The 23,770-nt window shown below is 34.6% G+C and carries 23 protein-coding genes and 2 pseudogenes; 8 read left to right on the top strand and 17 right to left on the bottom strand.

The features are described 5' to 3' along the window. The first annotated feature begins 26 nt into the window (after positions 1 to 26). The 3 genes from rnr to C7377_RS05480 are packed head-to-tail and all read left to right on the top strand — an operon-like array spanning position 27 to position 4,215. Entirely contained in the window at positions 27 to 2,141 is a 2,115-nt protein-coding gene (gene rnr, locus C7377_RS05490) for a ribonuclease R (RefSeq protein WP_116496346.1), read from the top strand. 41 nt (positions 2,142 to 2,182) lie between these two features. Continuing rightward, positions 2,183 to 2,809: a hypothetical protein gene (locus tag C7377_RS05485; protein ID WP_116496345.1), complete on the top strand. Its 627-nt coding sequence runs from the start codon at positions 2,183 to 2,185 to the stop codon at positions 2,807 to 2,809. A gap of 14 nt (positions 2,810 to 2,823) precedes the next feature. Next, positions 2,824 to 4,215: an aminopeptidase P family protein gene (locus tag C7377_RS05480; protein ID WP_116496344.1), complete on the top strand. Its 1,392-nt coding sequence runs from the start codon at positions 2,824 to 2,826 to the stop codon at positions 4,213 to 4,215. Here C7377_RS05480 and C7377_RS05475 read toward each other — a convergent pair. After that, positions 4,212 to 6,269, bottom strand: coding sequence for a ComEC/Rec2 family competence protein (locus C7377_RS05475; protein WP_116496343.1), 2,058 nt, complete (start codon positions 6,267 to 6,269; stop codon positions 4,212 to 4,214). The genes C7377_RS05480 and C7377_RS05475 overlap by 4 nt on opposite strands. Positions 6,270 to 6,315: 46 nt before the next feature. Beyond that, positions 6,316 to 7,296: a tRNA dihydrouridine synthase DusB gene (dusB, locus tag C7377_RS05470; RefSeq protein WP_116496342.1), complete on the bottom strand. Its 981-nt coding sequence runs from the start codon at positions 7,294 to 7,296 to the stop codon at positions 6,316 to 6,318. 69 nt (positions 7,297 to 7,365) lie between these two features. Here dusB and C7377_RS05465 point away from each other — a divergent pair, with 69 nt between their 5' ends. Together C7377_RS05465 and C7377_RS05460 are read left to right on the top strand one after the other, a co-directional pair. Continuing rightward, complete coding sequence (locus tag C7377_RS05465; RefSeq protein ID WP_116496341.1) at positions 7,366 to 8,595, top strand: M16 family metallopeptidase; 1,230 nt, start codon at positions 7,366 to 7,368, stop codon at positions 8,593 to 8,595. Positions 8,596 to 8,599: 4 nt separating this feature from the next. Further along, positions 8,600 to 9,007 (top strand): tetratricopeptide repeat protein, encoded by a 408-nt coding sequence (locus C7377_RS05460; RefSeq protein ID WP_165806858.1) that lies wholly within the window; start codon positions 8,600 to 8,602, stop codon positions 9,005 to 9,007. Positions 9,008 to 9,009: 2 nt separating this feature from the next. Here the strand turns inward: C7377_RS05460 and C7377_RS05455 are convergent, their stop codons facing one another. From C7377_RS05455 to C7377_RS05430, 6 genes are read right to left on the bottom strand one after another with little or no spacing between them, the layout of a single operon-like run. Next, positions 9,010 to 10,029, bottom strand: coding sequence for a phosphotransferase enzyme family protein (locus tag C7377_RS05455; protein WP_116496339.1), 1,020 nt, complete (start codon positions 10,027 to 10,029; stop codon positions 9,010 to 9,012). A gap of 7 nt (positions 10,030 to 10,036) precedes the next feature. Next, a complete protein-coding gene (cysQ, locus tag C7377_RS05450) occupies positions 10,037 to 10,813 on the bottom strand; it encodes a 3'(2'),5'-bisphosphate nucleotidase CysQ (protein WP_116496338.1) in 777 nt (258 codons plus the stop codon). After that, positions 10,810 to 11,661: an aminotransferase class IV gene (locus C7377_RS05445; RefSeq protein WP_116496337.1), complete on the bottom strand. Its 852-nt coding sequence runs from the start codon at positions 11,659 to 11,661 to the stop codon at positions 10,810 to 10,812. The genes cysQ and C7377_RS05445 overlap by 4 nt, the downstream gene beginning before the upstream one ends. Then, positions 11,651 to 12,148, bottom strand: coding sequence for a D-glycero-alpha-D-manno-heptose-1,7-bisphosphate 7-phosphatase (locus C7377_RS05440; protein WP_116496336.1), 498 nt, complete (start codon positions 12,146 to 12,148; stop codon positions 11,651 to 11,653). The genes C7377_RS05445 and C7377_RS05440 overlap by 11 nt, the downstream gene beginning before the upstream one ends. A gap of 13 nt (positions 12,149 to 12,161) precedes the next feature. Beyond that, positions 12,162 to 13,166 carry a DNA polymerase III subunit delta gene (holA, locus tag C7377_RS05435; RefSeq protein ID WP_116496335.1) on the bottom strand — a complete coding sequence of 335 codons (1,005 nt, stop codon included), beginning with the start codon at positions 13,164 to 13,166 and terminating at the stop codon, positions 12,162 to 12,164. Positions 13,167 to 13,169: 3 nt separating this feature from the next. Beyond that, a complete protein-coding gene (locus C7377_RS05430) occupies positions 13,170 to 13,943 on the bottom strand; it encodes an AMP nucleosidase (protein ID WP_116496334.1) in 774 nt (257 codons plus the stop codon). Between the two features lie 87 nt (positions 13,944 to 14,030). Here C7377_RS05430 and C7377_RS05425 point away from each other — a divergent pair, with 87 nt between their 5' ends. Then, positions 14,031 to 14,489, top strand: a complete 459-nt coding sequence (locus C7377_RS05425; protein ID WP_116496333.1) for a type I restriction enzyme HsdR N-terminal domain-containing protein — start codon at positions 14,031 to 14,033, stop codon at positions 14,487 to 14,489. Between the two features lie 136 nt (positions 14,490 to 14,625). On the opposite strand, the gene C7377_RS05420 is transcribed toward C7377_RS05425, so the two are convergent. From C7377_RS05420 to holB, 7 genes are all read right to left on the bottom strand, one after another. Then, entirely contained in the window at positions 14,626 to 15,048 is a 423-nt protein-coding gene (locus tag C7377_RS05420; protein WP_116496332.1) for a DUF5606 family protein, read from the bottom strand. A 17-nt stretch (positions 15,049 to 15,065) separates the two neighbouring features. Then, entirely contained in the window at positions 15,066 to 15,650 is a 585-nt protein-coding gene (coaE, locus tag C7377_RS05415; RefSeq protein ID WP_116496331.1) for a dephospho-CoA kinase, read from the bottom strand. Positions 15,651 to 15,652: 2 nt separating this feature from the next. After that, positions 15,653 to 16,651, bottom strand: coding sequence for a CdaR family protein (locus tag C7377_RS05410; RefSeq protein ID WP_116496330.1), 999 nt, complete (start codon positions 16,649 to 16,651; stop codon positions 15,653 to 15,655). 63 nt (positions 16,652 to 16,714) lie between these two features. Further along, on the bottom strand, positions 16,715 to 17,008 hold the full coding sequence (gene yajC / locus C7377_RS05405) for a preprotein translocase subunit YajC (RefSeq protein WP_116496329.1): 294 nt from the start codon (positions 17,006 to 17,008) through the stop codon (positions 16,715 to 16,717). Between the two features lie 14 nt (positions 17,009 to 17,022). Then, positions 17,023 to 17,958, bottom strand: coding sequence for a transcription antitermination factor NusB (gene nusB, locus C7377_RS05400; RefSeq protein WP_116496328.1), 936 nt, complete (start codon positions 17,956 to 17,958; stop codon positions 17,023 to 17,025). A 68-nt stretch (positions 17,959 to 18,026) separates the two neighbouring features. Then, positions 18,027 to 19,013 (bottom strand): CorA family divalent cation transporter, encoded by a 987-nt coding sequence (locus tag C7377_RS05395; protein WP_116496327.1) that lies wholly within the window; start codon positions 19,011 to 19,013, stop codon positions 18,027 to 18,029. Between the two features lie 11 nt (positions 19,014 to 19,024). Further along, a complete protein-coding gene (gene holB, locus C7377_RS05390) occupies positions 19,025 to 20,146 on the bottom strand; it encodes a DNA polymerase III subunit delta' (protein WP_133241465.1) in 1,122 nt (373 codons plus the stop codon). Positions 20,147 to 20,278: 132 nt separating this feature from the next. On the opposite strand from holB, the gene C7377_RS05385 reads away from it, so the two are divergent. Together C7377_RS05385 and C7377_RS05380 are read left to right on the top strand one after the other, a co-directional pair. Beyond that, complete coding sequence (locus C7377_RS05385; RefSeq protein WP_116496325.1) at positions 20,279 to 21,466, top strand: phosphoglycerate kinase; 1,188 nt, start codon at positions 20,279 to 20,281, stop codon at positions 21,464 to 21,466. A 177-nt stretch (positions 21,467 to 21,643) separates the two neighbouring features. Continuing rightward, positions 21,644 to 21,841, top strand: coding sequence for a hypothetical protein (locus C7377_RS05380; RefSeq protein ID WP_116496324.1), 198 nt, complete (start codon positions 21,644 to 21,646; stop codon positions 21,839 to 21,841). 53 nt (positions 21,842 to 21,894) lie between these two features. Here C7377_RS05380 and C7377_RS09785 read toward each other — a convergent pair. Together C7377_RS09785 and C7377_RS09780 are read right to left on the bottom strand one after the other, a co-directional pair. Then, positions 21,895 to 22,674, bottom strand: a pseudogene (locus C7377_RS09785) (MFS transporter); the annotation flags it as partial. Positions 22,675 to 23,232: 558 nt separating this feature from the next. Beyond that, positions 23,233 to 23,769: pseudogene (locus C7377_RS09780) on the bottom strand (MFS transporter); the annotation flags it as partial. Between the last annotated feature and the right edge of the window lies 1 nt (position 23,770).

Genomic DNA, 23,770 nt, shown 5'->3' with positions numbered 1-23,770 from the left:
CAAAACAATTAAAAAAATACAATAATATGACACGAAATAAAAAGTTAACAGCAGAAATGCTAGAAACTACAGTATTGGGTATTTTCAAAAATTATCCAAATAAAAATTTTAATTATAAACAAATAGCCCGTCAACTAAAATTCAAAACTTTCCCAGAGCGCCAAAGACTTATAAAAATGCTTGAAAGCCTTGTTGATGATGGAGTATTAACACAGAGTGACAGGGGAAAATTTCGATTAAAGGTATCACGCAGCTATGCTGAAGGAATTGTAGATATGACGGCAAGTGGCAATGCGTATGTAATGGTAGAAGATAAAGACCAAGACATCTTTGTTGCGGCTCAAAATACTTTCAAAGCATTGCCTGGTGATCGAGTAAAGGTATATTTATTCCCGCCACGAAAGAAAAGAAAACCTGAGGGTGAAATTGTAGAAATTTTAGAACGTAAAAAGATACGATTTGTAGGTACGTTGGAGGTGCTGAAAGACTTTGCCTTTTTAATGCCAAAAGATAAAAACATGCCTTATGATATCTTTGTTCCTATAGCGTTACTAAAAGGTGCAAAAGATGGTAAAATAGCCATTGCTGAGATTACAGACTTCCCAGCAAAAGCTAAAAACCCAATGGGGAAAATCGTGGAAGTACTTGGAGCTCCAGGCGAAAATGACACTGAGATGCATGCTATTTTGGCTGAATACGGACTGCCCTCAAAATTTCCAAGCAAAGTAGAACGGGCTGCTGTAGAGTTGCCAACAGAAATTACTCAAAGCGAGATAAAAAGACGTAAGGATTTTCGAAATGTTACTACATTCACCATTGATCCTGCCACCGCAAAAGACTTTGATGATGCCCTGTCATTACGAAAGCTAGAAAATGGAAATTGGGAAGTTGGAGTTCACATTGCAGATGTTTCACACTATGTAAAGCCTGGTTCTATACTTGACAAGGAAGCTTACAAGCGAGCTACTTCAGTATATCTAGTTGACCGTGTAGTACCGATGCTACCAGAGGTCTTGTCTAATAACCTTTGCTCTCTACGTCCGAATGAAGATAAGCTTACGTTTTCAGTAGTTTTCGAGATGGATGATAATGCTAAAGTACATAAAAGTTGGATAGGACGTACGATAATAAATTCTGATCGCCGATTTGCATATGAGGAAGTACAACAAGTAATAGAAACTGGAAATGGTGATTATTCTGAAGAAATTTTAACACTTGACAAGTTAGCAAAATTAATCAGAAAAGAACGTTTTACTAAGGGAAGTATTGACTTTCATCGAAGTGAAGTGAAGTTCATTTTGGATGAAAATGGTAAACCTCTGAGTGTATTTTTCAAAGAATCCAAAGATGCCAATAAACTCATTGAGGAATTTATGCTCTTAGCTAATAAATATGTTGCAAGATCGATAGGAAAGAAAGAGAAACCAAAGACATTCGTTTACCGTATCCATGACAACCCAGATCCTGAAAAAATACGGAGTTTCACTACATTTGTAGCTAAATTTGGATACAGAGTTCCTGATCCCCAGAAACAGAACATAACAAAATCATTAAATGATATTCTGAAGAAAGTAGAAGGTAGAAAGGAACAAAACCTTATTGAAACTTTGGCAATCCGCTCTATGTCTAAAGCCATTTACTCTACTGAGAACATTGGACATTATGGATTGAATTTTGATTATTACACACACTTCACCTCACCTATACGCCGATATCCAGATGTGATGGTTCATCGATTACTACAAGATTATTTCGATGGAAAACCTTCAGCAGACGAAGAGGTTTATGAAGAAAAATGTGAACACAGTTCAAACCGAGAGAAACTTGCCGCTAATGCAGAACGTGATTCTATAAAATACAAGCAGGTAGAATTCATGCAAGATAAATTAGGTGAAGTTTTTGAGGGAACGATATCCGGTGTGACTAACTGGGGAATTTATGTCGAACTCAATGAAAATAAATGTGAGGGAATGATACCTTTACGTACTCTCGAAGGTGACCAATATATCTTTGATGAAGATAATTATTGCATCAGGGGGAAATACCATCATAAAAAGTTTCAGCTTGGCGATCAAATAAAAGTACAAGTTGCCCAGGCAGACTTAGCTGCAAAACAGTTAGATTTTGAATTAGTATCTTGATTTTTTTTGTAATTTTAAAAGATTGTTTTTAGATACAGCTTATGGATTTTGAGAATGAAGAAGAATTAAAGAAAATTCGTCTCTTTATATATAAATACGGACTGAAAAACAGTTCTATTGAAGATGCTGAGAAAAATGGCATAGATGCGACTAATGTGCTTTTAAAGTATGGTTCGCTCAGTAATTTGGTAGAGCAACTTTTAGCTTATGAACGAGCTTCATTCGAGCAAATATTTAAAGACACTGACTTTGAGAATATGAATGCGATAGATATTCTGCTGATTGTAGGACAAGAAATCAATAAAAGATTTCATTATTTAAGCCCAGGCACGACTTTAGGGTTGAAAAAGCAATTCCCTACTATCTATGAAAAACATATCCAAGAGAGGCTGGCATACATATATGATAAAGTAAAAAAGAATATTGAAAAAGGCATCGCTCAAAAAATATACAAGAAAGATATAAGTGTAGAAATGATGGCTCGTCTTTACATCAGTAAATTAAATGAAATTCATGATCCTGAAATTTATCCTGCGTCTGAATTTACATTTTCTACTGTTTTCTCTAGACTTATAGACCAATTTATACGCACTAACGCAAATGAAGATGGTTTGCAATACTATAAACAACGTAAACAATTATACACCGTACTTAATTTTGGACACTAAAAAATAATGACAATATGTTTGATACAAAAGTTTACAAAAATAGAAGACAAAAACTGGCAACAGCAGTAAAAAAAGGACTAATGTTATTCTTGGGCAATGACGAATCACCAATGAATGCTACGGCTAATACCTATCGCTACAGGCAAGACAGTACTTTCCGATATTTATTCGGAATTAATAGTCCGGGGTTTGCTGCCGTTATTGACATTGATAATGGTAAAGAATATATTTTTGCCAATGATTTTGAAATTGACGATATTATTTGGATGGGTACACAACCTAAGGTTAAAGATATAGCTGCTCAGGTAGGTGTCAATGAAACTATGCCATTAAAAAAATTAGATTCATTTCTATCACAAAATATTGATAGAGAGATTCATTATCTCCCTCCATATCGAGCCAATAATATTTTAAGAATAAGCAATTTATTAGGTATAAAATATACTTACGTTCAAAGTAAAGCCTCTGAAAAACTAATAAAAGCTTTGGTTGACATGCGCTCTAAAAAAGAAGCCATTGAAATAGAGGAAATAAGAAAAGCTTGCAATATAGCGTATGATATGCATACAACTGCAATGCGGATGTGTCATCCTGGAGTAAGCGAAAGAGAAATCGCTGGAGCTATCGAAGGTGTCGCTCTCTCACAAGGTGCCGGTATATCTTTCCCTATCATATTGAGCCAAAACGGACAAACTTTACATAATCATTCTCATGATGGAATTCTTACTAAAGGTCGGTTGATGCTCACTGATTGTGGAGCTGAAGGGCTTACAGGTTATGCTTCGGATTGTACTCGTACATCACCCGTAGGTGGAGAATTTACAACTAAACAGAAGGAAATTTATTCCATTGTTTTAAAAGTAAATAACACTATCAAAGATTTAGCAAGACCTGGAGAAACCTATAAAAAACTACACTTAATTGCGTGTAAAATAATGGCTGAGGGGTTAAAGGACTTAGGCATCATGAAAGGTGATGTTGAGAATGCTGTAAAAGTTGGAGCTCATGCCCTATTTATGCCTCATGGACTAGGACATATGATGGGTATGGATGTACATGACATGGAAGACTATGGTGAAGATTATGTAGGTTACAACGATAAAGTTAAGCGAAGTGAGCAATTTGGTTTGGCCTACTTGCGATTAGGCAGAAAACTAGAAGAGGATTTCGTTATCACTAATGAACCCGGCATCTATTTTATTCCTGATTTGATAAATCTTTGGAAGTCCGAAAACAAGTTCACAGACTTTATAAATTATGACAAGCTTAATGATTATTTAGATTTTGGAGGTGTTCGTTTAGAAGATGATCTACTCATCACGAAAAAGGGTTGTGAAATTTTAGGTGACAAGAGAATACCTATTACCATTGATGAAGTACAAGATTGCATAAAAAGTGGTCGTTAATCTAAGACAAAAGCACCTTTTGAATTAACATCATATACTGAATAGGATAAAGCCGAGAGCTCCTTTATGAGTTTTTGGCTTTGTCTATTGGAAAAAGAACTATCTAAAATAATTAATCTCGGATTATAATTCCTCAATGCACTCTCCCATTCACTATATTTTCCAAAGACAATAATATCAATATCAAACGCTTTCTCCAGACTTGGCAACTGGAATGGACAAAGAACAATGTGCTTTCTTTTAATTAAAAAATGTTTGTACTTTGTACGAGAACTTTCCTCAGTTGCTTTTTTGGATAACAACACCTTTGAAGAACTCTTAATGCCTCTTGCATCCCATAAAGGTTTTACTACGAACTCCATCGTATTATCAGTTAGATTTTTAGAAGAATATAGTATTGCATTCTGACCTTTCAGTAGGCTATAGCAACTGCTATTGTTAACTTGATGGACAACGAGAATCTCTTGATTAACCTCTTGAAAACTTCTTATTGAAGTATAAGATATGAGTGTGAGAACCATTCCTAACATCAGGAAAAAGTAGAAACCCTTTTTTTTAATAGAGTAAAAGATTGAAAGTAGTAAAATGCTGTAGATAATGAATAATTGATAGAAATCTAGTGAATAGTCAATCCATGTTGCATAGGGTAACTTTGCAATACTGCTTACAATCCAAAGACAAATTTCAGTAAACCAAGAGACTATTTGCCCAAAGAAGCCTGCAAGCCAAGGCAATGCTGAAAGTAATATTACTAACAGACTCCCTCCTAACATAAATGGTGCAAGAGTCAAAACAATTAAATTCCCTAACAAAAAATACGTTGGTAATTGATGAAAATAATATAAAATTAGAGGAGCAACACCAAGCTGAGCTGCCAGGGAAACAAATATCAGTTGTCTGAACTTATCAAACCATCTGTTTTTTCTTTGAATCTTCTTTTCCCAAAGAGGCATAAAAGTAACGATAGCAAGCACTGCAAAATATGATAATTGAAAACCAACTTCGTAAATATAAAAGGGATTGTAAAGTAATAAAAGAAATGCAGAGATTGCGATAGTATTATAAATACGATAAGGTCTCAAACTTAGTAAAGCAAATTGCATCATACTAAACATAGTAGCAGCCCGAATCACCGATACAGATAAACCAGAAACAAAGGCAAATGCCCATATTGTAGTCACCCCAGTGCAGACTAAGAATATTCTTCCTCGTTTACTTCCTCTCAATGGACGCAAAACTATATTTATCAATAAAAATAGGATTCCTACATGCAGTCCCGAAACCGCCAAAACATGAATGACTCCAGAAGTCGAAAAATTACTTTGAACCTCAGTATTTAGTTCAGATTTATTTCCTAAAGTCATCGCTTGCAAAAATCCACTTGCTTCTACATCTGGAATATACTTTTCTAATATACCACTGAGATGCTCTTGTACCTCTCTTGCAAATCTGTAAATAGAAAATCTAACTATAGGATTCCACTTTATATTTTCGAATTTCCCCCTTGCAGTACAATAGATTTGTCGTCGTTGTAAAAAATTTGCGTAATTAAAAGCATAAGGATTAGAATTATCATGCAGCAAAGAGAAATTAAGCTCACCAATAATTGTATCTCCATAGTTCCATGATCTCACTACGCTATCTTTCGGAAGATAGACAATACTCTTAAAATTTGTAGATTGAATCTCATCTCCATTTTCCAGCATAAAAACTCGAATGGGAAATGAAAGATTAAATTTTGATTCTTTAGCACCATCTAGTATTATTGCTTTAATATAATGTGTTTTTAGATTTTTGGGAGGTGCATAACTTTCTTCACTATGGTGAACTAAAAAAATGCCTAAAATTACTAGAAATAAAAAAATTAACTTTCCACTTCCTCTGCTCTTTAAAGAAGGGAGTTTGATAAAAATAAAATTCAATAAAAAGACACAGCCTAGTAATAAAAGCAAATAACTGCTTTGGATACTAACATAATTACCCAGGAGAATTCCTAAAATAAGCGGTAAAATTAATCGAATCCCTGGGTTAGATTGGAGAAATCGATAAAGCATTAACTGTAAAGTATGCTCTAAAGCTAACTAAATTTAATGAGACTATTTAATTATTCCCGTACTTTTCACTCATTTGTTGCCAGACATCTTCTAGTTCCTCCATTGTATCGGCTTGCAACATCATGATTCTAAGGTCTCTAAAATGAGGCAATCCCTTGAACATAGCTGCCATGTGACGACGCATATGTAAGATACCTCTCTTTTCATCCAGCCACTTCATTGCAGACTTTACTTGCATCCTAAGAATATTCAGTTGTTCATCAAAACTAACGGGTTCTGGCTCACTGCCATCTTTTAGATAATTCTTAATATCTCTAAAAATCCAAGGTTTTCCAATTGCTCCTCTTCCCACCATAATGGCATCAACACCGTAGGTATCAAAACGTTCTTTAGCGACAATATGATTTGTAATGTCTCCATTACCAATAATAGGAATATGCATTCGTGGATTATTCTTTACTGCTCCGATATACTCCCAATCGGCCTCTCCTTTATACATTTGACAACGAGTACGTCCATGAATCGTAAGTGCCTGAATCCCTACATCTTGCAATTGCTCAGCTATCGTCACAATATCCCGACTATCTTCATCCCAGCCAATACGAGTTTTCACCGTGACTGGTAGATCTACTGCCTTAACAATAGCTTCCGTCATTTTCAACATTGCGGGTATATCTTTCAACATGCCTGAGCCCGCACCTTTGGTTGCAATTTTTTTTACAGGACAACCAAAATTTATATCTATAAAATTAGGATTAGCTTCTTCAGCAATTTTAGCTGCTCCTACCATTGCATCAATATCTTTTCCATAAATCTGTATCGCGATAGGCCGCTCTTCATCTAAAACCTCCATTTTTTTGAAAGTTTTCTCTACCGACCGTACCAAAGCATCAGATGATACAAACTCTGTATAAAGTAAATCTGCTCCAAAATGCCTGCACAACAAGCGGAATGGTCGAGTTGAGACATCCTCCATAGGTGCTAAGAGTACAGGGCATTCTCCCAAGTCTAAATTTCCTATTTTCATGTTGCAAAGGTAAAAAAAATGTAGGAGTTCATTGAATTTTGTACCTTTGTCAGTTCTTAAAAACGAGAAATGGAAGAAGAAGTACAAATACATCGATTGAAAAATGGGCTACGCATTGCTCACTTAGAGAGCAAAAGTGCTGTTGCTTATTGTGGTGTATTTATAAATGCCGGGGCGAGAGATGAGATGAATAATGAATGGGGAGTTGCCCACTTTACTGAGCACATGATGTTCAAAGGAACAACAAACCGTAGAGCAAGACATATCATTAATCGACTTGAAAGTGTGGGTGGAGAGTTAAATGCTTACACTACTAAAGAAGAAACTTGTGTACATGCAACTTTTCTTACCGAATATTATGAACGTACTATAGAGCTTTTCAGCGATGTATTACTTCGCTCCGTTTTTCCAGTCCCTGAAATTAATAAAGAACGTGAAATTATTATTGATGAGATAAACTCTTATCTAGATACTCCATCTGAACTTATCTTCGATGATTTTGAAGAATTTATTATAGGGAGCAACTCGCTGGGTAGAAACACCTTAGGAAGTCCTGAAAGCGTAAGAGATACTACACAAGAAGATATTAAAAGATTTGTACATCGTAATTACACACCTAAGGAAATGGTGATAAGCTCTGTCGGTAATATTCCATTTCAGAAACTTTGTAAATGGGCTGAGAAATATTTTGGAGACTGGAATCATTCTTCAAATTACAAACGTGTCCCTATAATACTAACAGAGAAGTTACCTAAAAAGGATTTTGTAAACAGAAACACCTATCAAACACATTGCGTCGTTGGAGGATTGGCGTATAATTTGAAAGAGAAAAAACGACTTCCTTTTAGCTTAGTCTGCAATTTTCTTGGAGGACCTGCAATGAACTCAAAACTCAATATGGTTTTGCGTGAAAAATATGGATACGCTTACCATACAGAAGCCAGCTATACCCCCTATTCAGACATGGGAATCTTTGGGATTTATTTTGGTACAGACAATGGAAATTACACAAAATGCATCAACCTAATAAATAGAGAGCTAAAAGCATTATGTACAAAAAGGTTAACTCCTGCGGCCTTGAAAAAAGTGCAGCAACAGCTCATTGGACAAACAATGATAAGTGCTGCCGGAGAAGAAGCACAAATGTTCAGCATTGGCAAAAGCTTACTGGTATATAACAAAGTAACTACCATGAAAGAGATATACCGTAAAATTGAGCGAATTACATCTTCGCACGTTCTTGAAGTTGCAAATGAAACGCTGTCACCAGATAAACTTTCTGTTCTCCTCTACAAATAACCAAATGTCAACACTCAAACAAATAGAAGAACTCACAGAAAAAGGTGAAACTTATATTAAAAAGCAACAATACATTGAGGCTATAAACTATTGGGAACAGGCATTAAAGATTATCCCTTCATCAGAAAATTTCAATGATAACAAAACATGGCTAGAAATCTCAATTGGCGATGCTTATTTCTTTCTGGGAAATTATAATAAAGCCTTAGACTTCTTCTTAAAGCCAGAAGTAAACGATAGTGACAACCCTTTTATACTTTTACGACTTGGTCAACTCTATTTCGAAATTGAAAAACATGATAAAGCTTTAGAATATCTTCTTAAAGCCTATATAACTGAAGGCTTTGAGATATTTAATGACGAAGAATCTAAATATCTGGAGTTCCTACAAGAACACTTCGAGTTGGAATAAATTTAGATATATTGATACATTTCCTTTAATAGCTTAAACTGACAGTGTGCTCGGTCATAGTTGTGCATCGGATAGTTTATTTTATAGTATTCATCACCATTTAAATAGTCAGCTAAGAAACGAATAGCCATTATATACGTCATTAATTTCCCAGAAACGTCTAACCACTTAATTTCCTTCTCAGTTAGAAACTGTTTTGCGATAGACAAATAGCCTTTTTTGTAAGATTGATAAAGTTTATAATTAAACTGTACCTTATCTAAATCCTTCTCATCATCAACAGCTGTATTGCACATTGTTCGAACCACATCACCGAAATCATAATGGATATACCCAGGCATTACTGTATCTAAATCTACTAAACAATAAGGACTGTCATCCTCAGTAAATAAAATATTGTTCAACTTGGTATCATTATGAGTAATTCTTATAGGAATATCGTCTTCATCATAAAATCTCAAGAAATCATGCTGTAAACTCTTACTATATGCAACCAAATTCTCAACTGTATGTAAACGTTTTGCTTTATTATCACCAATAGCCTCTTCAAGCTGAACTATACGTGCATCCAGATTATGAAACTCAGGAATTACCTCAATAAAATCTTTAGGATCTAAATCAGAAAGATCTATTTGGAAATCTGCAATAGCACGACCTGTTGCTTCTGCTATTTCATGAGACAATGTTGTTTCGTATGATTTTGTCCCTTTCTCAAAGTGCATCAATCGCCAATAAGTGCCATCAGCTGTTTTTGTGAAGTATTTTCCTTTAAGAGTTTTCAGAAAATTCAATGTAGGCTTTCCCTTAGATGCTATATGAGCTGTGGCTTTTTGAATATTATCCATCATACCTTCTACGTTAGTAAAAACCTTATGATTTATTCTTTGCATCAAATAACAATCTCCATTTTCAAAATAAATTTTATAGCTATCATTGATATGTCCATTGCCATATTCACTCACACTGCTAACAAGTGGATTAGCAAAAAATTCTTTAAGAATATTTTCAAATGTATTTTTCATATTTCGGCTACTTAGCTTTAGCTATAAAAAAAGGAGCTTCAAGAGTCTCAGAATTAAAGTTGATTTCTTGCTTAGTCTCAGTCTCAGCATTGGTGACCTTCCCCCCTGATGCTAAAACAATAGCTACGCCTGCAGCAATATCCCATTCTTTCAAATGCACAAAACGAGGATAAATATCTGCAGTGCCCTCAGCAATCATACATAATTTTAAAGAACTGCCTCGGGAAACTATCTCTACTTCTTGTGGAATTTCTTTGATATATTGCTCCGTAGTTGCATCTTTAAAAGATCTTGAACCGACAACAATGCACTTATCGTTTCTGTTTTTTATCAAAGGAAGTTGAAGTTTTATTTCTTCGGCAGTTCCTTTATGCTGTGTCTTTATTGCTTTTTCCCCAACTTCTCCATAATATAATTCTCCCGTAACAGGTACATAAATAACTCCAATCGTGGGTTTATTATTTTCAATCAAAGCAATATTGACGGTAAACTCTCCGTTCTTTTTCACAAACTCTTTTGTACCATCTAGCGGATCAACTAACCAAAACTGTTGCCATTCTTTTCTCTCAGAATAATCTTTAATCTTTCCCTCTTCACTAATTACAGGAATAGCTGTTTTTGCTAATTCCGTAGTAATGATTTCGTGTGCGGCCTTATCAGCTCTAGTTATCGGCGTATCATCCTCTTTAAGTTCCGTTTGAAAATCATCTTCTTTATAGATTTCCAAAATTCGCTTGCCTGCCACTATTGCCGTTTCTATGGCTATTTCCATTAAGCTTTTCATGATATTAATTTTTCATTCAATAAAGCAACAATTTTCTTTGTTTGTATACTCATATAGCGTTTTTCTCTAAATGCTAGCACCCTACGAATGCCGACTACTGCGTTTGTCAAGAAAACTTCTTCAGCTTCTTCAAGAATATCCAAGGGAAAAGAAACTTCCTCTACACGCAATCCTAACTCGCCAACTTCACTTATTACAGTATCTCGCATGATTCCAGCCACACAGCCACTGGTCAAATCTGGAGTTAGTAATATACTTCCCTTTAGTGCAAAGATATTATAGGCCGTTGCTTCCACAACATCTTGGTTTGGTGATAAAAAAAGTACCTCGTCTAAGTTATTATTTTGTTTGTAAATACTCCCTTTTACCGAAAGAATAGACTGTGCCGTTTTATATCTTCCTGCTTTGGCAGGATATTTTATCTCATCAGTATAAACATCTATCTTCCATCCGTCCTCATTCAAAACAAATTCTTGTACGGGGAAATAATCTACTTCTAAAAGATACGATGCAAGATTACTTTCTGGTGTATATAGTCCTTTTCCACTTCGAAAAACTGTTAAGCGTGCACGAGCACCTTGAAAGAGTCTATTTTTGTTGCACAATCGTTCTATTTGTTTAGCAAGTCTGCGTTGAGTAAATTCCTTTGGTAACTCCATTTGCCAATATTTTACCGCCTGCTGTAATCTGGCAAAGTGTTTATCCAATAAAGGTGCAACTTTTGAGGTAATAAAAATACTTTCAAAAATTGCATCTCCAAAACGAAAAGCACGGTTCGTAATGTCTATTTGCTTATCATCACAATAAAAATATTCACCATTCAGACAATATTGAGGTTTAATCTTCATCTTCTACTATCTTTTTGCAAATTTCAACTATTGAATTATTCTTTTTTATTTTAAAGGCTCTAATACCTGCTCTTTTTGCAGCCTCAATATCTCTATCACTATCACCTATCATAAAGCATTGCTTCGCGTCCAGATCAAAATCTGTAATAGCCTGATTTATCATATATGGGGAGGGTTTTCTACAATCGCATGATTGAACTGTATCATGATGTGGGCAATAATAAATCCCGTCAATACTGATTCCCCCTAATTTTAGTTGTCTTTTCATCTCCTCATGAACTTTTTCTACATCCGCTTCCGAATAAATACCTTTAGCCACACCTCCTTGGTTGGTTACAACGATTAAAAGATAGTGGTGCTTCTTCAGAATTTTTAATCCTGCTATCACTCCTTCGTTTAAGACAAAATCCTCCGCACGATAGATATAATAATGTCCCTCGTCTGAATTCAATGTGCCATCTCTATCTAAAAACACAGCTTTTCTCATAGACGGGAACGAATTAGGTAAATAAAATCTTAAATATAAGTTCTTGTAAGAGTTCTCCGTTTGAAGTGGAGGTGTTATCAACACCTTTTGACTTCAAATCATACTCTCTCAATAAAGTAATAGTATCAGCCACTTGCTTTTTTGAAAAATTCTTACTTGCAGCTATATAATCTTTTAGGAAATATGGATGAACACCTAATGCTTTGGCTATTGCAGATTCTCCTTTCCCTTTTGAAATATGTTGATACAGGAAAATCTTAGCAAAAAAACTATATAGTACAGAGACCGTAACTACAAAAGGATTGTCTTTAGGGTTTGCATCAAAATAGCGAGCAATTCGAATGGCTTTAGTGATATCTCTTTTCCCAACTGCATTCTGCAACTCAAAGTTATTGAAGTCTTTAGAGATTCCTATGTTTTCTTCAATATGGGAAGCAGTTATCTCAGTACCTTTGGGAAGTACTAACTGTAATTTCTGAAGTTCATTATTAACTTTTGCTAAATCCGAGCCCAAATATTCTACTAAAAGATGACCAGCCTTTGGATTAATGCTGTACCCATCTTCTTTTAGTCTAGCAACAACCCAAGGAAACACTTTATTATCATACAGTCGTTTAGACTCAAATAATATATGAGATTTACTTAGTTTTTTCGCTAAGGATTTTCGTTTATCGATTGTTTTTCCTCTGTAACATATTACTAGAATTGTTGTTTCCAGAGGATTGTCAGCATAGAGCGCTAATTCTTCAATATTTCTAATCTCTTGTGCCTCCTTCACAATCAATACTTGATAGGGGGCCATCATCGGATAACGTTTGGCTACAGTAATAACTTCGCCTATCTCAACATCTTTCCCATAGAGTACCGTTTGATTAAATGCCTTCTCTTCCTCACTAAGAACTCCATGTTCTATTGCATCAGATATCTTGTCAATATAATAACCCTCATTGCCCATAAGAAAATAAATGGGTCGATAATTTCCTTGTTTTATATCATTATATATTTGATCGAAAGTCATAATTTAAAATCGTAAATGACGTACTGCATAATTACTGCTCTTAATATTCTGTAAAGTTTCTATGCCTATTTTGATGTGATTCGCAACATACTTACTAGTGACTTCTGTGTCGCTTTTAGCTGTTTTTACACCTTCAGAAATCATGGGTTTGTCAGAAACTAACAGCACCGCTCCACAGGGAATATCATTAACAAAACCAACTGTAAATAGCGTTGCTGTTTCCATATCAATTGCCATGGCATGTGTCTTTCCTAAGTATTTTTTGAATCGTTCATCATATTCCCACACTCGTTTGTTGGTGGTAAATACAGTGCCTGTCCAGTACTGTTTTTCATGTAAATCAATGACTTCTGCTACTTTTCTTTGTAGATTAAACGACGGTAGCGCAGGTACTTCAGCGGGCAGATAATCATGGGAGGTTCCTTCACTACGAATAGCTGCAATCGGTAAGATATAATCTCCCAACATATTATGTTCTTTCAATCCACCGCATTTCCCAAGAAATAAGACGGCTTTGGGAGTAACTGCACTTAGTAAATCCATCACAGTTGCAGCATTAGGACTCCCCATTCCGAAATTGATAATCATTATACCTTCAGCCTTAGCACTCTGCATCGCCCTATCATCACCAACCACGGGAACATCATACCATTCTGCGAACAGATGCACATAATTCTCAAAATTGGTCAGTAAAATATAATCTTCAAAATCATCTAAATCTCTACCCGTATATCTCGGCAACCAATCCTCTACAATATCACGTTTTGTTTTCCACATAAAAAATAGTACTTTACCCAAACTTTAAATGAATGAACTGTAAAAATACAGAAAACTAAAGATTATATCCCTCTTTTAGTATAAAATATGACACCATTACAACTTCCTACCTATCCGTTTCGACTAAAAAAAGAGGACAATATTATCAAGATTTTTGATATTATTAGGAAGAAGTTTATCGTTTTGCAACCTGAGGAGTGGGTACGTCAACATTGGGTTCATTATTTGATTCAAGAAAAAGAAATTCCTGCCTCGCTTCTTGCTGTAGAAATTAGTGTGAATACGAAATTACTCAAACAACGTAGTGATATCGTCGCTTTTGACAACAATGGCAAACCACTTCTGATTGTAGAGTGCAAAGCCCCAAGCATTAAACTCTCACAAAGCGCCTTTGACCAAATTGCTCGCTATAATATGAAGCTAAAAGTTCCGTATTTAGTGGTGAGTAACGGATTACAACATTTCTGTTGTAAAATAGATTACGAAAAGAAAAGTTATGATTTCATAAAAAACATACCTGAATTTAGTTTCCTGAAAGCTCATTAACCTTAATTAACAGCTTTTTTATCAACTTAACATAATGTGGGTATATATTTGTACCATTGAAAGTAGTTAAGCAAATTTTTTCATAGTAGTTTTAATTAATAAAGAGAGGGCAGTCTATATTCATAGACTGCTTTTCTTATTTATCTACTGCTTCGTCTTCCGCTTTTTTCTCCTCTGTTTCTAGAGGTAAATAATCATGTTCCAGTAAAATATTATACCAACCATAGATTTTTTTCATATCTGAAGCATAAACGCGATCCTGGTCATAATCAGGAAGGACTTCTTCGAAAAACTCACTCAATTCTTTAGGCTTACTTTTTACAATCGTACATTTTCCCCCATTCAACTTTTCATAAATAGATTGCATCACCTCGCTAAGTTGTACCTCTGTAGTATTGGTATAAATAGCAATATCTTGCAGAGCACTCACTTGTGAAGCTCCAAATACAGGAAAGCGTTTTCCTCCTTCTAATGCTTCCACAATAATTGAATTACTTGCTGATGAAACTAGTTTGTACAATCCCGGTTTGCCAGAAATGGCTATAATATCTTTCAACATATTTCTTTAATAAATAGTTATACTTTCTCTTTAAAAACCTTGTCTAAGGCTATAATTTGGGGCAAAAGTAAATCATCTTTACCATTTTTCAATATATAGTCAGATTTTTCTTTTCGTATTTCGTCATTGACTTGGGCTTTCATACGTGCCTCAATTTTCTCGACTGTAGTATTATCTCTCTCTTGCAACCTAGCAATGCGTTCTTCCATTGGACTAATAACACTTACCAGATAATCAAAATCAATATAAAGCCCTGTTTCAAACAAAATAGCTGACTCTTCTATTACATAAGGAGCATCTTGTTGCTGTGCCCAATTATGAAAATCTTTTCTAACAACGGGATGTACCAGTCCGTTCACTTTTTCAAGAGCTTTTTCGTCGTTAAAAACTATTTTTGCAAGCGCTTTTCTGTCTAGTTGTTGAGCTTTATAGATCTGATCTCCAAAAGTTTCTTGAATTTTCTTACGTAATAACTCATCCGTATGCATTAATTCTTTTGCTCGTGCATCTGCAAAATAGATAGGTGCACCAAGCATTTCAAACACCCTAGCTGCCGTAGTTTTACCACTACCAATACCGCCTGTAAGTCCTATCTTTAACATTATTATTCGTAAGTGATGGTATAATTTACATAACGCGGGCTCATATAGACTTTTGTTATTCCTTCGGGTAAATGAATAGCTTGAACCTCTATTTTCGTTGCCAAATCATTTATTGTATTGTAATCAACAACCAACAAGAAGTCATCTTCTTGAATGTTTTGTTTTGCTTTCTCATAAGTTCTGTACTTGAGCTTCACCTCATTTGGCTGAATGACTACATTTACATTTTTAGGAAAGTTTATTGCTTTTACAGGAATTATTATCTCTTCATCAATATATTCATTAATTTCATACTGAACGGTAGTATGTTCAGTCATTAACTCGACCTCAGGATTTGGAGATACTAGCTTTACTTTTTTCTTAAATGATGAAGATAATTTATCAATAAGAAGAGATTCTGTATAAATGGTCTTAAGTGTATCTAACAATGCTATGGGAGCACGTACCTCAACGCTATCTGGATTCACAAATCCTTCATCAGATAACATATAGCCAGATTTCATCTCTATTTTCACTGCGGATGTTATCGGCACTTTCTTTAGTCCCATAGGTACTATTTCAAAATCAACATCTTCTGGGTATACACTGTTGATGATAATTCCAGAACCTAATTGCTCCTCAAATTGATTTCGAATTGCTGAAATGCTCAGCTCGTAGCTGAGATTTTCTTTGTTGTTTGTTCTGCGCTTTCTCAGACTGCTCACATCTACTTTGTAATCATAAAAGATGGATTTCAATTGCATCCGCATTAATGAGAAACCATAACCACTAACGTTTAGCGTAAGATCTTTCGTCGTTTTCTCTTGTGGTTCTGTATCTAAAGGGAAATTATGGTATTTCACATCTACGTGTACATTGGCAGTATATTCTTTCCCTAAAGAATGTAAAAACCAAAAAATGGTAGCTACTCCCACAAAGAACAAATACAATAGTACGTTTTTATTCTGTGATAGCTCTATGCCACGTTCCTTAATTCTATTCCAAACTTCCTTAAAATCCATTGAATATAAAAAACAACTGCACCATAGTTAATACCACAGTGCAATGTTGTTATATTTTCGTTATTAACGAACTTGTGCTACGCTATTCACGTCTTTTACTAATGATAATTTAGCAACTCGCAATTTTGTCTTTTCATCAGTAACGATAGTCACTGCATCATCCTGAATATCAGTAACTCTACCTAATATACCACCGGTAGTTACTACATGGTCGCCTTTTTTCAATTGACTTCTAAATTTTTTCAATTCTTTCTGTCTTTTAAACTGTGGCAGAATGATGAAAAATATAAATACGGCTAACATCGCTATAAGGAAAAACATATTTCCCATTCCACCTCCTGCTTGTAATGCAATCATAATTGTTTGTTTTTTTAATTATTTCCTATTAAACCAGCTCCCTTTTTTAAAGAGGCAGCATCTTTTTCTTTGGCTATTTTATCTAAAATACCGTTGATAAAGATACTACTATTTTCAGTACTATAATATTTTGAAATTTCTACATACTCATTCAAAGTAACTTTTACTGGTATTGTTTCAAAGTGCAACAATTCAGTCATTCCCATACTTAAAAGGATCTTGTCTATCAAAGCAATACGCTCATACTCCCAATTTGAGGCTATTTTTTCTATTAAGATTTTGGCTTCATCCTGCAATCGAACCGTTTTCAAGAATAGATTCTTCGCAAAAGCTTCATCATCAGCATTTTTGTATAAATCAGGAATAAAGAATTCATTTTTAGTAATGTCTGCCTTTTTTATAGCTTGTTCTAGCAGAGGAAGCACTACCCAAAGGTCATCATTCCAATAGAGATTTTGTTCCTCTATGATGTCTTCAAGATTTACTTTCTTGGCAAAAAATTTAGAAAACATCGTAAAGATAAGCCGTTGATCCTTGGCTTCTGACTGCTCGGAGGCATTTAAATAATCTTGAAAAAACGGCATTTTCAGTAGTTGATTGTACAAATTTATAAGTATATCTTCTTGTCCTGCCCAAGTGATTTTTTCATTTTTACAATACGTGTGTAGTGACTTAGAATCTTGTAGAAATTTTAAAAAGCTATTATTTACGAATTTCTCTATAGATGTATCGTCTTCCCTATTTGTATGAGTATGCTGTTTGTTCTCTAACTTCTGTTCTGCAATATCTCGCAATTCAATTGGCAACAGAAGCAACTTTACATAGAGTTCTTTAGTTTGCTTTATACTTTTATCTAACTCCTTCAATGCTAGGTCGATGTTATTTTCCTTAGTGAAGTAAGCATAAGTTATCTGTAAAACTTTTATGCGTAGCAGATGTCTATTTATCATTAGTCAAAGAACTTTTTAAATATTAAAATATACTGCAAAGATACTACTTTAAACAATTTTGAGCTGTACTAAAACCACTTCTTTTTCTTAAAATACCAAAACAATACTGCTGCAATCAAAAACATTACTCCCAATACGACAAAATATCCATAATGAGTTTCCAGTTCTGGCATATACTTAAAGTTCATCCCATAAATACTTGCAATGAAGGTAATTGGGATAAACAAGACGGAAAATATCGTCAATGTCTTCATTACTTGATTGAGCCTATCACTATGCATATTAAAGACTAAATTGAGATTGCTTTCCAACTGTTGTACATCAAAATCTATAGTATCCATCATAGATGATGCTTGCTCCTTCAGCTCTGTAAAGAAATGGGATTCGTCTTGAACAATAGTGGCTTTTTCAATTTTCATAATAGCTTCTTTCAAACTACTTATGGCTTTTTTCAAAACAAATAGCTTTTGTTTACTGGTTTCTGTAGCTATCACAAAATCTTGAGAAGGAGTAATATTGTTGATACTTCGTATTTGTTTGCTATTTTCACTTAAATAATTGTATGACTCCGCATAATTATCAATAATAGCCTCAATAATTAGAAACAATAAATAGTTTGCTTTTTTCTTTCTTGCAATCCCTTGTTTGTTTTTTATACGTTCGCGGATATTTTCAAAATAATCACCTACGTATTCTTGTAAACTCCATATAAAATGTCCTTTGACGATGAATAGCATCTGTTCCGACTCAAAGTCATCTCTTTTAAAGTTCATAATTTTGAGAGCTAAAAACATACTGTCATTAAGCTCAATCATTTTATTACGATGTTCATCATCTAAAGTCATCCTAAGAATAAAATCATCAATATTATTCCTTTGTCCTACTCGTTTAATTTCTTCATCAAAGTCTAGTCCATAAGTATTTAGCCATAGCACACTATCGCCTTGTTCACCCAAATTTATCGATTCAATACTCGAAAATTCTGTCCTGCCAAATTCGTTAAAATTGTATTTAATTAGACTGGTATTCTTTAAAAATCGTTGAGATGTATCCATGAGTTGTGTGCTTATTTTGTTTTCAACCTTCTAGTAACCTGTATTCCCAAGTCCATAAAAACAATTTTGGGGTTACCATTAGCACTAATATCTGAATAAGCTTTGGAGAAATCCTCGTAAAGCGCTTCCACATTTTTAGCATTGATAAAAGGGGCAAACTTAGTAGAAAACTGTTCTTCCTTAGGAGTAATTTTATACAGGTTCTGGATCCTTAGATTGTACATAAAATTTTCACGAATCAACCTACTACAGTAATCTAAAAATTGCTTTTGTTTTTCTCGTCCAAGTTTTGCCATCCTTTCTGTCCACTCATAGATCCCAGGAACATTTACGGCATAGGTTAAGCGCATGATATTTTTAAACTCTTCAAAATTAAATTGCAATTCATCTCTCTCTTCGACTAACCGGAGAGCATTGGTCAAACTCCCATCTGCTAATGGGAGTATTTCATCTATTATACTTTTCTCTACTCCTCTACCAGTTAAATACTCTGTAAGTTTATCATTGCTTATCGGTGATATATTTAAGTTCTGACATCTTGAATAAACGGTTGGTAAAATATCTTCTGGGCTTTCTGTAAGCAAAAAGAAAATTGTGCCTTTAGGTGGCTCTTCAATTATCTTCAGCAACTTATTTGCACAGCTATGATTCATCTTTTCAGCTTGCCATATAATAACTATTTTATATTTTCCTTCATAGGATTTATGACTTAATTTTCGAAGAATCTCATTGCTTTCTTTTTCATAAATAACCCCCTGCTTGTTCTCTAAACCTATCTGTTTATACCAATTATTAAGACTTACATAGCGATTTTCTAAAACAAATTCTCGCCATGGTTCTATAAAATCATCACAAACAGGAGTTTTATTACCAACTTTTACTATCGGAAAAACAAAATGCAAATCAGGATGAATGAGTTTCTGGTATTTAATACAAGAAGGGCAACTGCCACAAGCATCATTTGTAGTTGGTGACTCACAATTTATGTACTGTGCTACAGCAAGCGCAAGAGCCATTTTTCCGACGCCTTCTTTTCCAGAAAATAGCCTTGCATGGCTCAATCTTCCATGCTGAATCTCATCTAACAATTGAGATTTCAGTTTCTCTTGACCTACTACTTTTGCAAATGTCATAATGTCTTTCTTATTATCTTTCAAAAATAGGAAAAAGCGAGCAATTCTTACTAATTTCTCAGAGATTGTCAAGCAGGATTTATATCTTTGTAATAAGACTATAGAATTATTTTTCACTAAAAATAACAAGTTATGCAAAGCATTGATAAATATGATTTTTCAGGAAAGAAAGCGATTGTACGTGTGGACTTTAATGTTCCATTAGATGACAATTTTAAAATTACTGATGATACTCGCATCCGTGCAGCTATCCCAACAATTAAAAAAATATTAAAAGACTCAGGAGCTGTTATCTTAATGTCTCATTTAGGTCGACCTAAAGGTGCAGAAGATAAATATTCACTAAAACACATCCTTCCAAGGCTGTCTGAGTTAATAGGCAAAGAAGTGCAGTTTGCAGAAGATTGCGTTGGGGAAAAAGCAAAAGCAAAAACGAAGAGTCTAAAACCGGGAGAGGTATTACTTCTAGAAAACTTACGCTTTCATGATGAGGAAAAGAAAGGAGACGAAGATTTTGCTAAGCAATTAGCTTCATTGGCTGACGTCTATGTAAATGATGCCTTTGGAACAGCACATAGAGCTCACGCATCAACAGCCGTCATTGCACAATATTTCCCAAATGATAAAATGTTTGGCTACGTTATCGAAGATGAACTTAAAAGCGTAGATAAAGTAATCAATGACGCTAAATCACCTTTTACCGCTATTATGGGTGGCTCAAAAGTTTCATCAAAGATTACGATTATCAAAAATCTTTTAGGCAAAGTTGATAATCTTATCATTGGTGGAGGAATGACGTATACTTTTGTAAAAGCTAATGGTGGCAATATTGGAGATTCTATCCATGAAGATGAATATCTTGATTTAGCTAACGATCTTATAAAGCAAGCGAAAGAAAAAGGGACAACAATCTATCTCGCCACTGATAGTGTTATCGCAGATGATTTCTCAAATAATGCTAACACTAAGGTTGTAGATGTAAATAACATACTTGATGGCTGGCAAGGTCTTGATATCGGACCGGAAAGCACTGCTAAGTTCAAAGAGGTGGTTGCCAATTCTAAAACCATATTATGGAACGGTCCAGTTGGTGTTTTTGAAATGGAATCTTTCGAGAATGGCACCAAAGCTATTGCTGAAGCTATCGTTGAGGCAACAGAAAAAGGAGCTTTTTCCTTAATCGGGGGAGGAGATTCTGTTGCTGCTATAAATAAGTATAATTTAGCAAATGATGTTTCTTATGTATCTACAGGTGGTGGAGCTTTATTAGAATATATTGAAGGAAAAGACTTACCTGGGATAAAAGCCATTAGAGAGTAAAATCTACGATAACATATTGCTATAAAAGAGTTTGTGGTATTTTATCTAAGAAACACATGCACACGATTGCATACTTTTAAGTTTTTTTCACTCTTTTTATTGCGTTGTTTTAAATATAATAATTACATTTGTCTTCTATTAGCTTAATATAAAAAACAAAAAGAGAGGATATTAAAAATGGTTAACAACGAACAGCAGCAGAGAGATCTAGAAAGAATTGTTGAGAAGTTAAAAATTCTTGATGACAAAAAGAAAAAAGTTGCAAGAACTATAGGTATTACCGATGTTTACCTATCATATATCTTAAATGGTCGAAGACCACTTACAGATAAAATGAAGGTAAAATTATTCGATTACTTAGACCTAGAAGATTAAGCAACCGTTTTCTTTATTTTGCTAAAAGAGACTACTTCCTGTAGTCTCTTTTTTTATTTATCCTTTTTTCCAAAATCAGGATCAACCTTTAAAAATGGTATAACTAGAAAGGTCGGAATAGCACAAAGTATGACTAAAATAAAGAAATGCTGATAGCCTATTAATTCCTGAATCCATCCTGCAACCATACCAGGCAACATCATTCCTAGTGCCATAAATCCTGTACATATAGCATAGTGAGCCGTTTTGTGCTTCCCTTCAGAAAAATAAATCATATACATCATATATGCCGTAAAACCAAATCCGTAACCAAATTGCTCAAGGGCTACAGCTGTATTAATTAGAATCATACTTTCGGGCATATAAGTAGATAGATAAAGATAAGCTAAGTTTGGTAAGGTAATAGCAAGCACCATTGGCCATAACCAATATTTCAGTCCCTTTTTATTTACGGCTATACCACCTAAAATCCCTCCTACAGTCAACGAAATAACTCCTACTGTTCCATACACAAACCCAACCTCTCCTGTAGTTAATCCTAAACCTCCAAACTCTTTAATATCCAATAGAAATGGTGAAGACAGCTTTACCAATAGCGCTTCTCCAAGTCTATATAACAGCATAAAAAGTATGGCTATAAAAATTCCTCTCTTTTTAAAGAATGAAACAAATGTAATTCCAAATTCATGTAAAATATCACTTGGTGAGTTAGCTGCGCTTCCATGATCACTTGCTGGACGAGGCAATACGAATCGATGGTAAACAAATATCAAGATAAAAAAACCAGCCATAATGAAAAACGTGATACTCCAAGCTAAGGGGATATTTCCTGATATTCCTTTAAATGAAGCCGAGGTTACACCTTCCAGCTTTGGGTCTAACTGAACTAAAATATAAGCTGGCACATTCCAATTCATACTATTAAACACCAACCTTTCACCTGATCCAATAGATATACTTTTATCTCCTTTAGCAAAACCAGTATTCAATACAATTTCTTTATCTTCTTCAGGTTGTTTATTTAATCTAACAGCTACTAATTTCGCATTCCCGACCTTATCATCAGTTGTCTTGGTTATAACCTCTTTTTTCACTCCAAAATTCTTTACAATGGCATTAGCCAACGGAGTTGATATATTGTGAGACCACCACGTTTCTCCCCCATCCAATCTATTTTTTTTAAGCTTTTCAGTCTCAGATAGTGCAATAAATCCGTTTTTAGTATTATGTTCTCTTGCAAATTCTTTTAAAGAACTTAAGGAGTCTGTAGAGATTTTATTCGTATTAATCGTTACATTTTTCGGATAGACAACAAATGTGAGCTCATCAATATTCGATAAATCCTCAGGAATGTTCTCGAAATTATAATCTACCTGCTCTGTCGGTGAGGTTGTAACATTGACATACATAGGGTCAGAACCAGTCATGATTTCTAAAGCACCAGCTAAAATGATTAACAAGCCTTGACCGGTAATCATTGCCAAGCGGTAAAAAGTGCTGCGGATACCTACAAAGAAAGACTGCTGAGAATCATCCAAAGCCAACATATAGAAACCATCTGCAGCTATATCATGGGTAGCAGAACTAAACGCCAACAACCAAAAAAATGCTAATGAAGCTTTAAAATAAAAAGGAGTTGGCAAAGTAAGTGCAATCCCTGCCAAACCCGCTCCAATAAATAATTGCATGAGGACAATCCACCACCGTTTTGTTTTTAAAATATCAACAAAAGGACTCCAAAATGGCTTTATAACCCACGGCAAGTACAACCAACTGGTGTACAGCGCAATATCTGTATTAGAAAGCCCAAAACGTTTATACATAATCACCGATACGGTCATCACAATCACATAGGGAATACCCTCAGCAAAATAAAGTGTTGGTATCCATACCCATGGATTTTTTGATGTTTTAGTTTGTTGCTTCATG

This window comes from Balneicella halophila (genome assembly GCF_003096835.1).
Taxonomy (GTDB): domain Bacteria; phylum Bacteroidota; class Bacteroidia; order Bacteroidales; family Balneicellaceae; genus Balneicella; species Balneicella halophila.
This window is presented reverse-complemented; position numbering and strand designations above follow the sequence as displayed.

Bases quoted from the DNA above. Each gene is read 5' to 3' on its own strand.
- C7377_RS05440 (WP_116496336.1), bottom strand. From the start codon at position 12,148: ATGAGAAAAGCTGTGTTTTTAGATAGAGATGGCACATTGAATTCAGAC.
- cysQ (WP_116496338.1), bottom strand. From the start codon at position 10,813: ATGAAAAGCTTAATGGAAATAGCCATAGAAACGGCAATAGTGGCAGGC.
- yajC (WP_116496329.1), bottom strand. From the start codon at position 17,008: ATGATTGCATTACAAGCAGGAGGTGGAATGGGAAATATGTTTTTCCTT.
- C7377_RS05455 (WP_116496339.1), bottom strand. From the start codon at position 10,029: ATGAAAAATACATTTGAAAATATTCTTAAAGAATTTTTTGCTAATCCA.
- C7377_RS05430 (WP_116496334.1), bottom strand. From the start codon at position 13,943: ATGTGGAAAACAAAACGTGATATTGTAGAGGATTGGTTGCCGAGATAT.
- C7377_RS05380 (WP_116496324.1), top strand. From the start codon at position 21,644: ATGGTTAACAACGAACAGCAGCAGAGAGATCTAGAAAGAATTGTTGAG.
- C7377_RS05395 (WP_116496327.1), bottom strand. From the start codon at position 19,013: ATGGATACATCTCAACGATTTTTAAAGAATACCAGTCTAATTAAATAC.
- C7377_RS05385 (WP_116496325.1), top strand. From the start codon at position 20,279: ATGCAAAGCATTGATAAATATGATTTTTCAGGAAAGAAAGCGATTGTA.
- C7377_RS05420 (WP_116496332.1), bottom strand. From the start codon at position 15,048: ATGTTGAAAGATATTATAGCCATTTCTGGCAAACCGGGATTGTACAAA.
- C7377_RS05480 (WP_116496344.1), top strand. From the start codon at position 2,824: ATGTTTGATACAAAAGTTTACAAAAATAGAAGACAAAAACTGGCAACA.
- C7377_RS05425 (WP_116496333.1), top strand. From the start codon at position 14,031: ATGACACCATTACAACTTCCTACCTATCCGTTTCGACTAAAAAAAGAG.
- C7377_RS05475 (WP_116496343.1), bottom strand. From the start codon at position 6,269: ATGCTTTATCGATTTCTCCAATCTAACCCAGGGATTCGATTAATTTTA.
- C7377_RS05465 (WP_116496341.1), top strand. From the start codon at position 7,366: ATGGAAGAAGAAGTACAAATACATCGATTGAAAAATGGGCTACGCATT.
- C7377_RS05485 (WP_116496345.1), top strand. From the start codon at position 2,183: ATGGATTTTGAGAATGAAGAAGAATTAAAGAAAATTCGTCTCTTTATA.
- C7377_RS05460 (WP_165806858.1), top strand. From the start codon at position 8,600: ATGTCAACACTCAAACAAATAGAAGAACTCACAGAAAAAGGTGAAACT.
- dusB (WP_116496342.1), bottom strand. From the start codon at position 7,296: ATGAAAATAGGAAATTTAGACTTGGGAGAATGCCCTGTACTCTTAGCA.
- nusB (WP_116496328.1), bottom strand. From the start codon at position 17,958: ATGATAAATAGACATCTGCTACGCATAAAAGTTTTACAGATAACTTAT.
- coaE (WP_116496331.1), bottom strand. From the start codon at position 15,650: ATGTTAAAGATAGGACTTACAGGCGGTATTGGTAGTGGTAAAACTACG.
- rnr (WP_116496346.1), top strand. From the start codon at position 27: ATGACACGAAATAAAAAGTTAACAGCAGAAATGCTAGAAACTACAGTA.
- holB (WP_133241465.1), bottom strand. From the start codon at position 20,146: ATGACATTTGCAAAAGTAGTAGGTCAAGAGAAACTGAAATCTCAATTG.
- C7377_RS05445 (WP_116496337.1), bottom strand. From the start codon at position 11,661: ATGAAGATTAAACCTCAATATTGTCTGAATGGTGAATATTTTTATTGT.
- holA (WP_116496335.1), bottom strand. From the start codon at position 13,166: ATGACTTTCGATCAAATATATAATGATATAAAACAAGGAAATTATCGA.
- C7377_RS05410 (WP_116496330.1), bottom strand. From the start codon at position 16,651: ATGGATTTTAAGGAAGTTTGGAATAGAATTAAGGAACGTGGCATAGAG.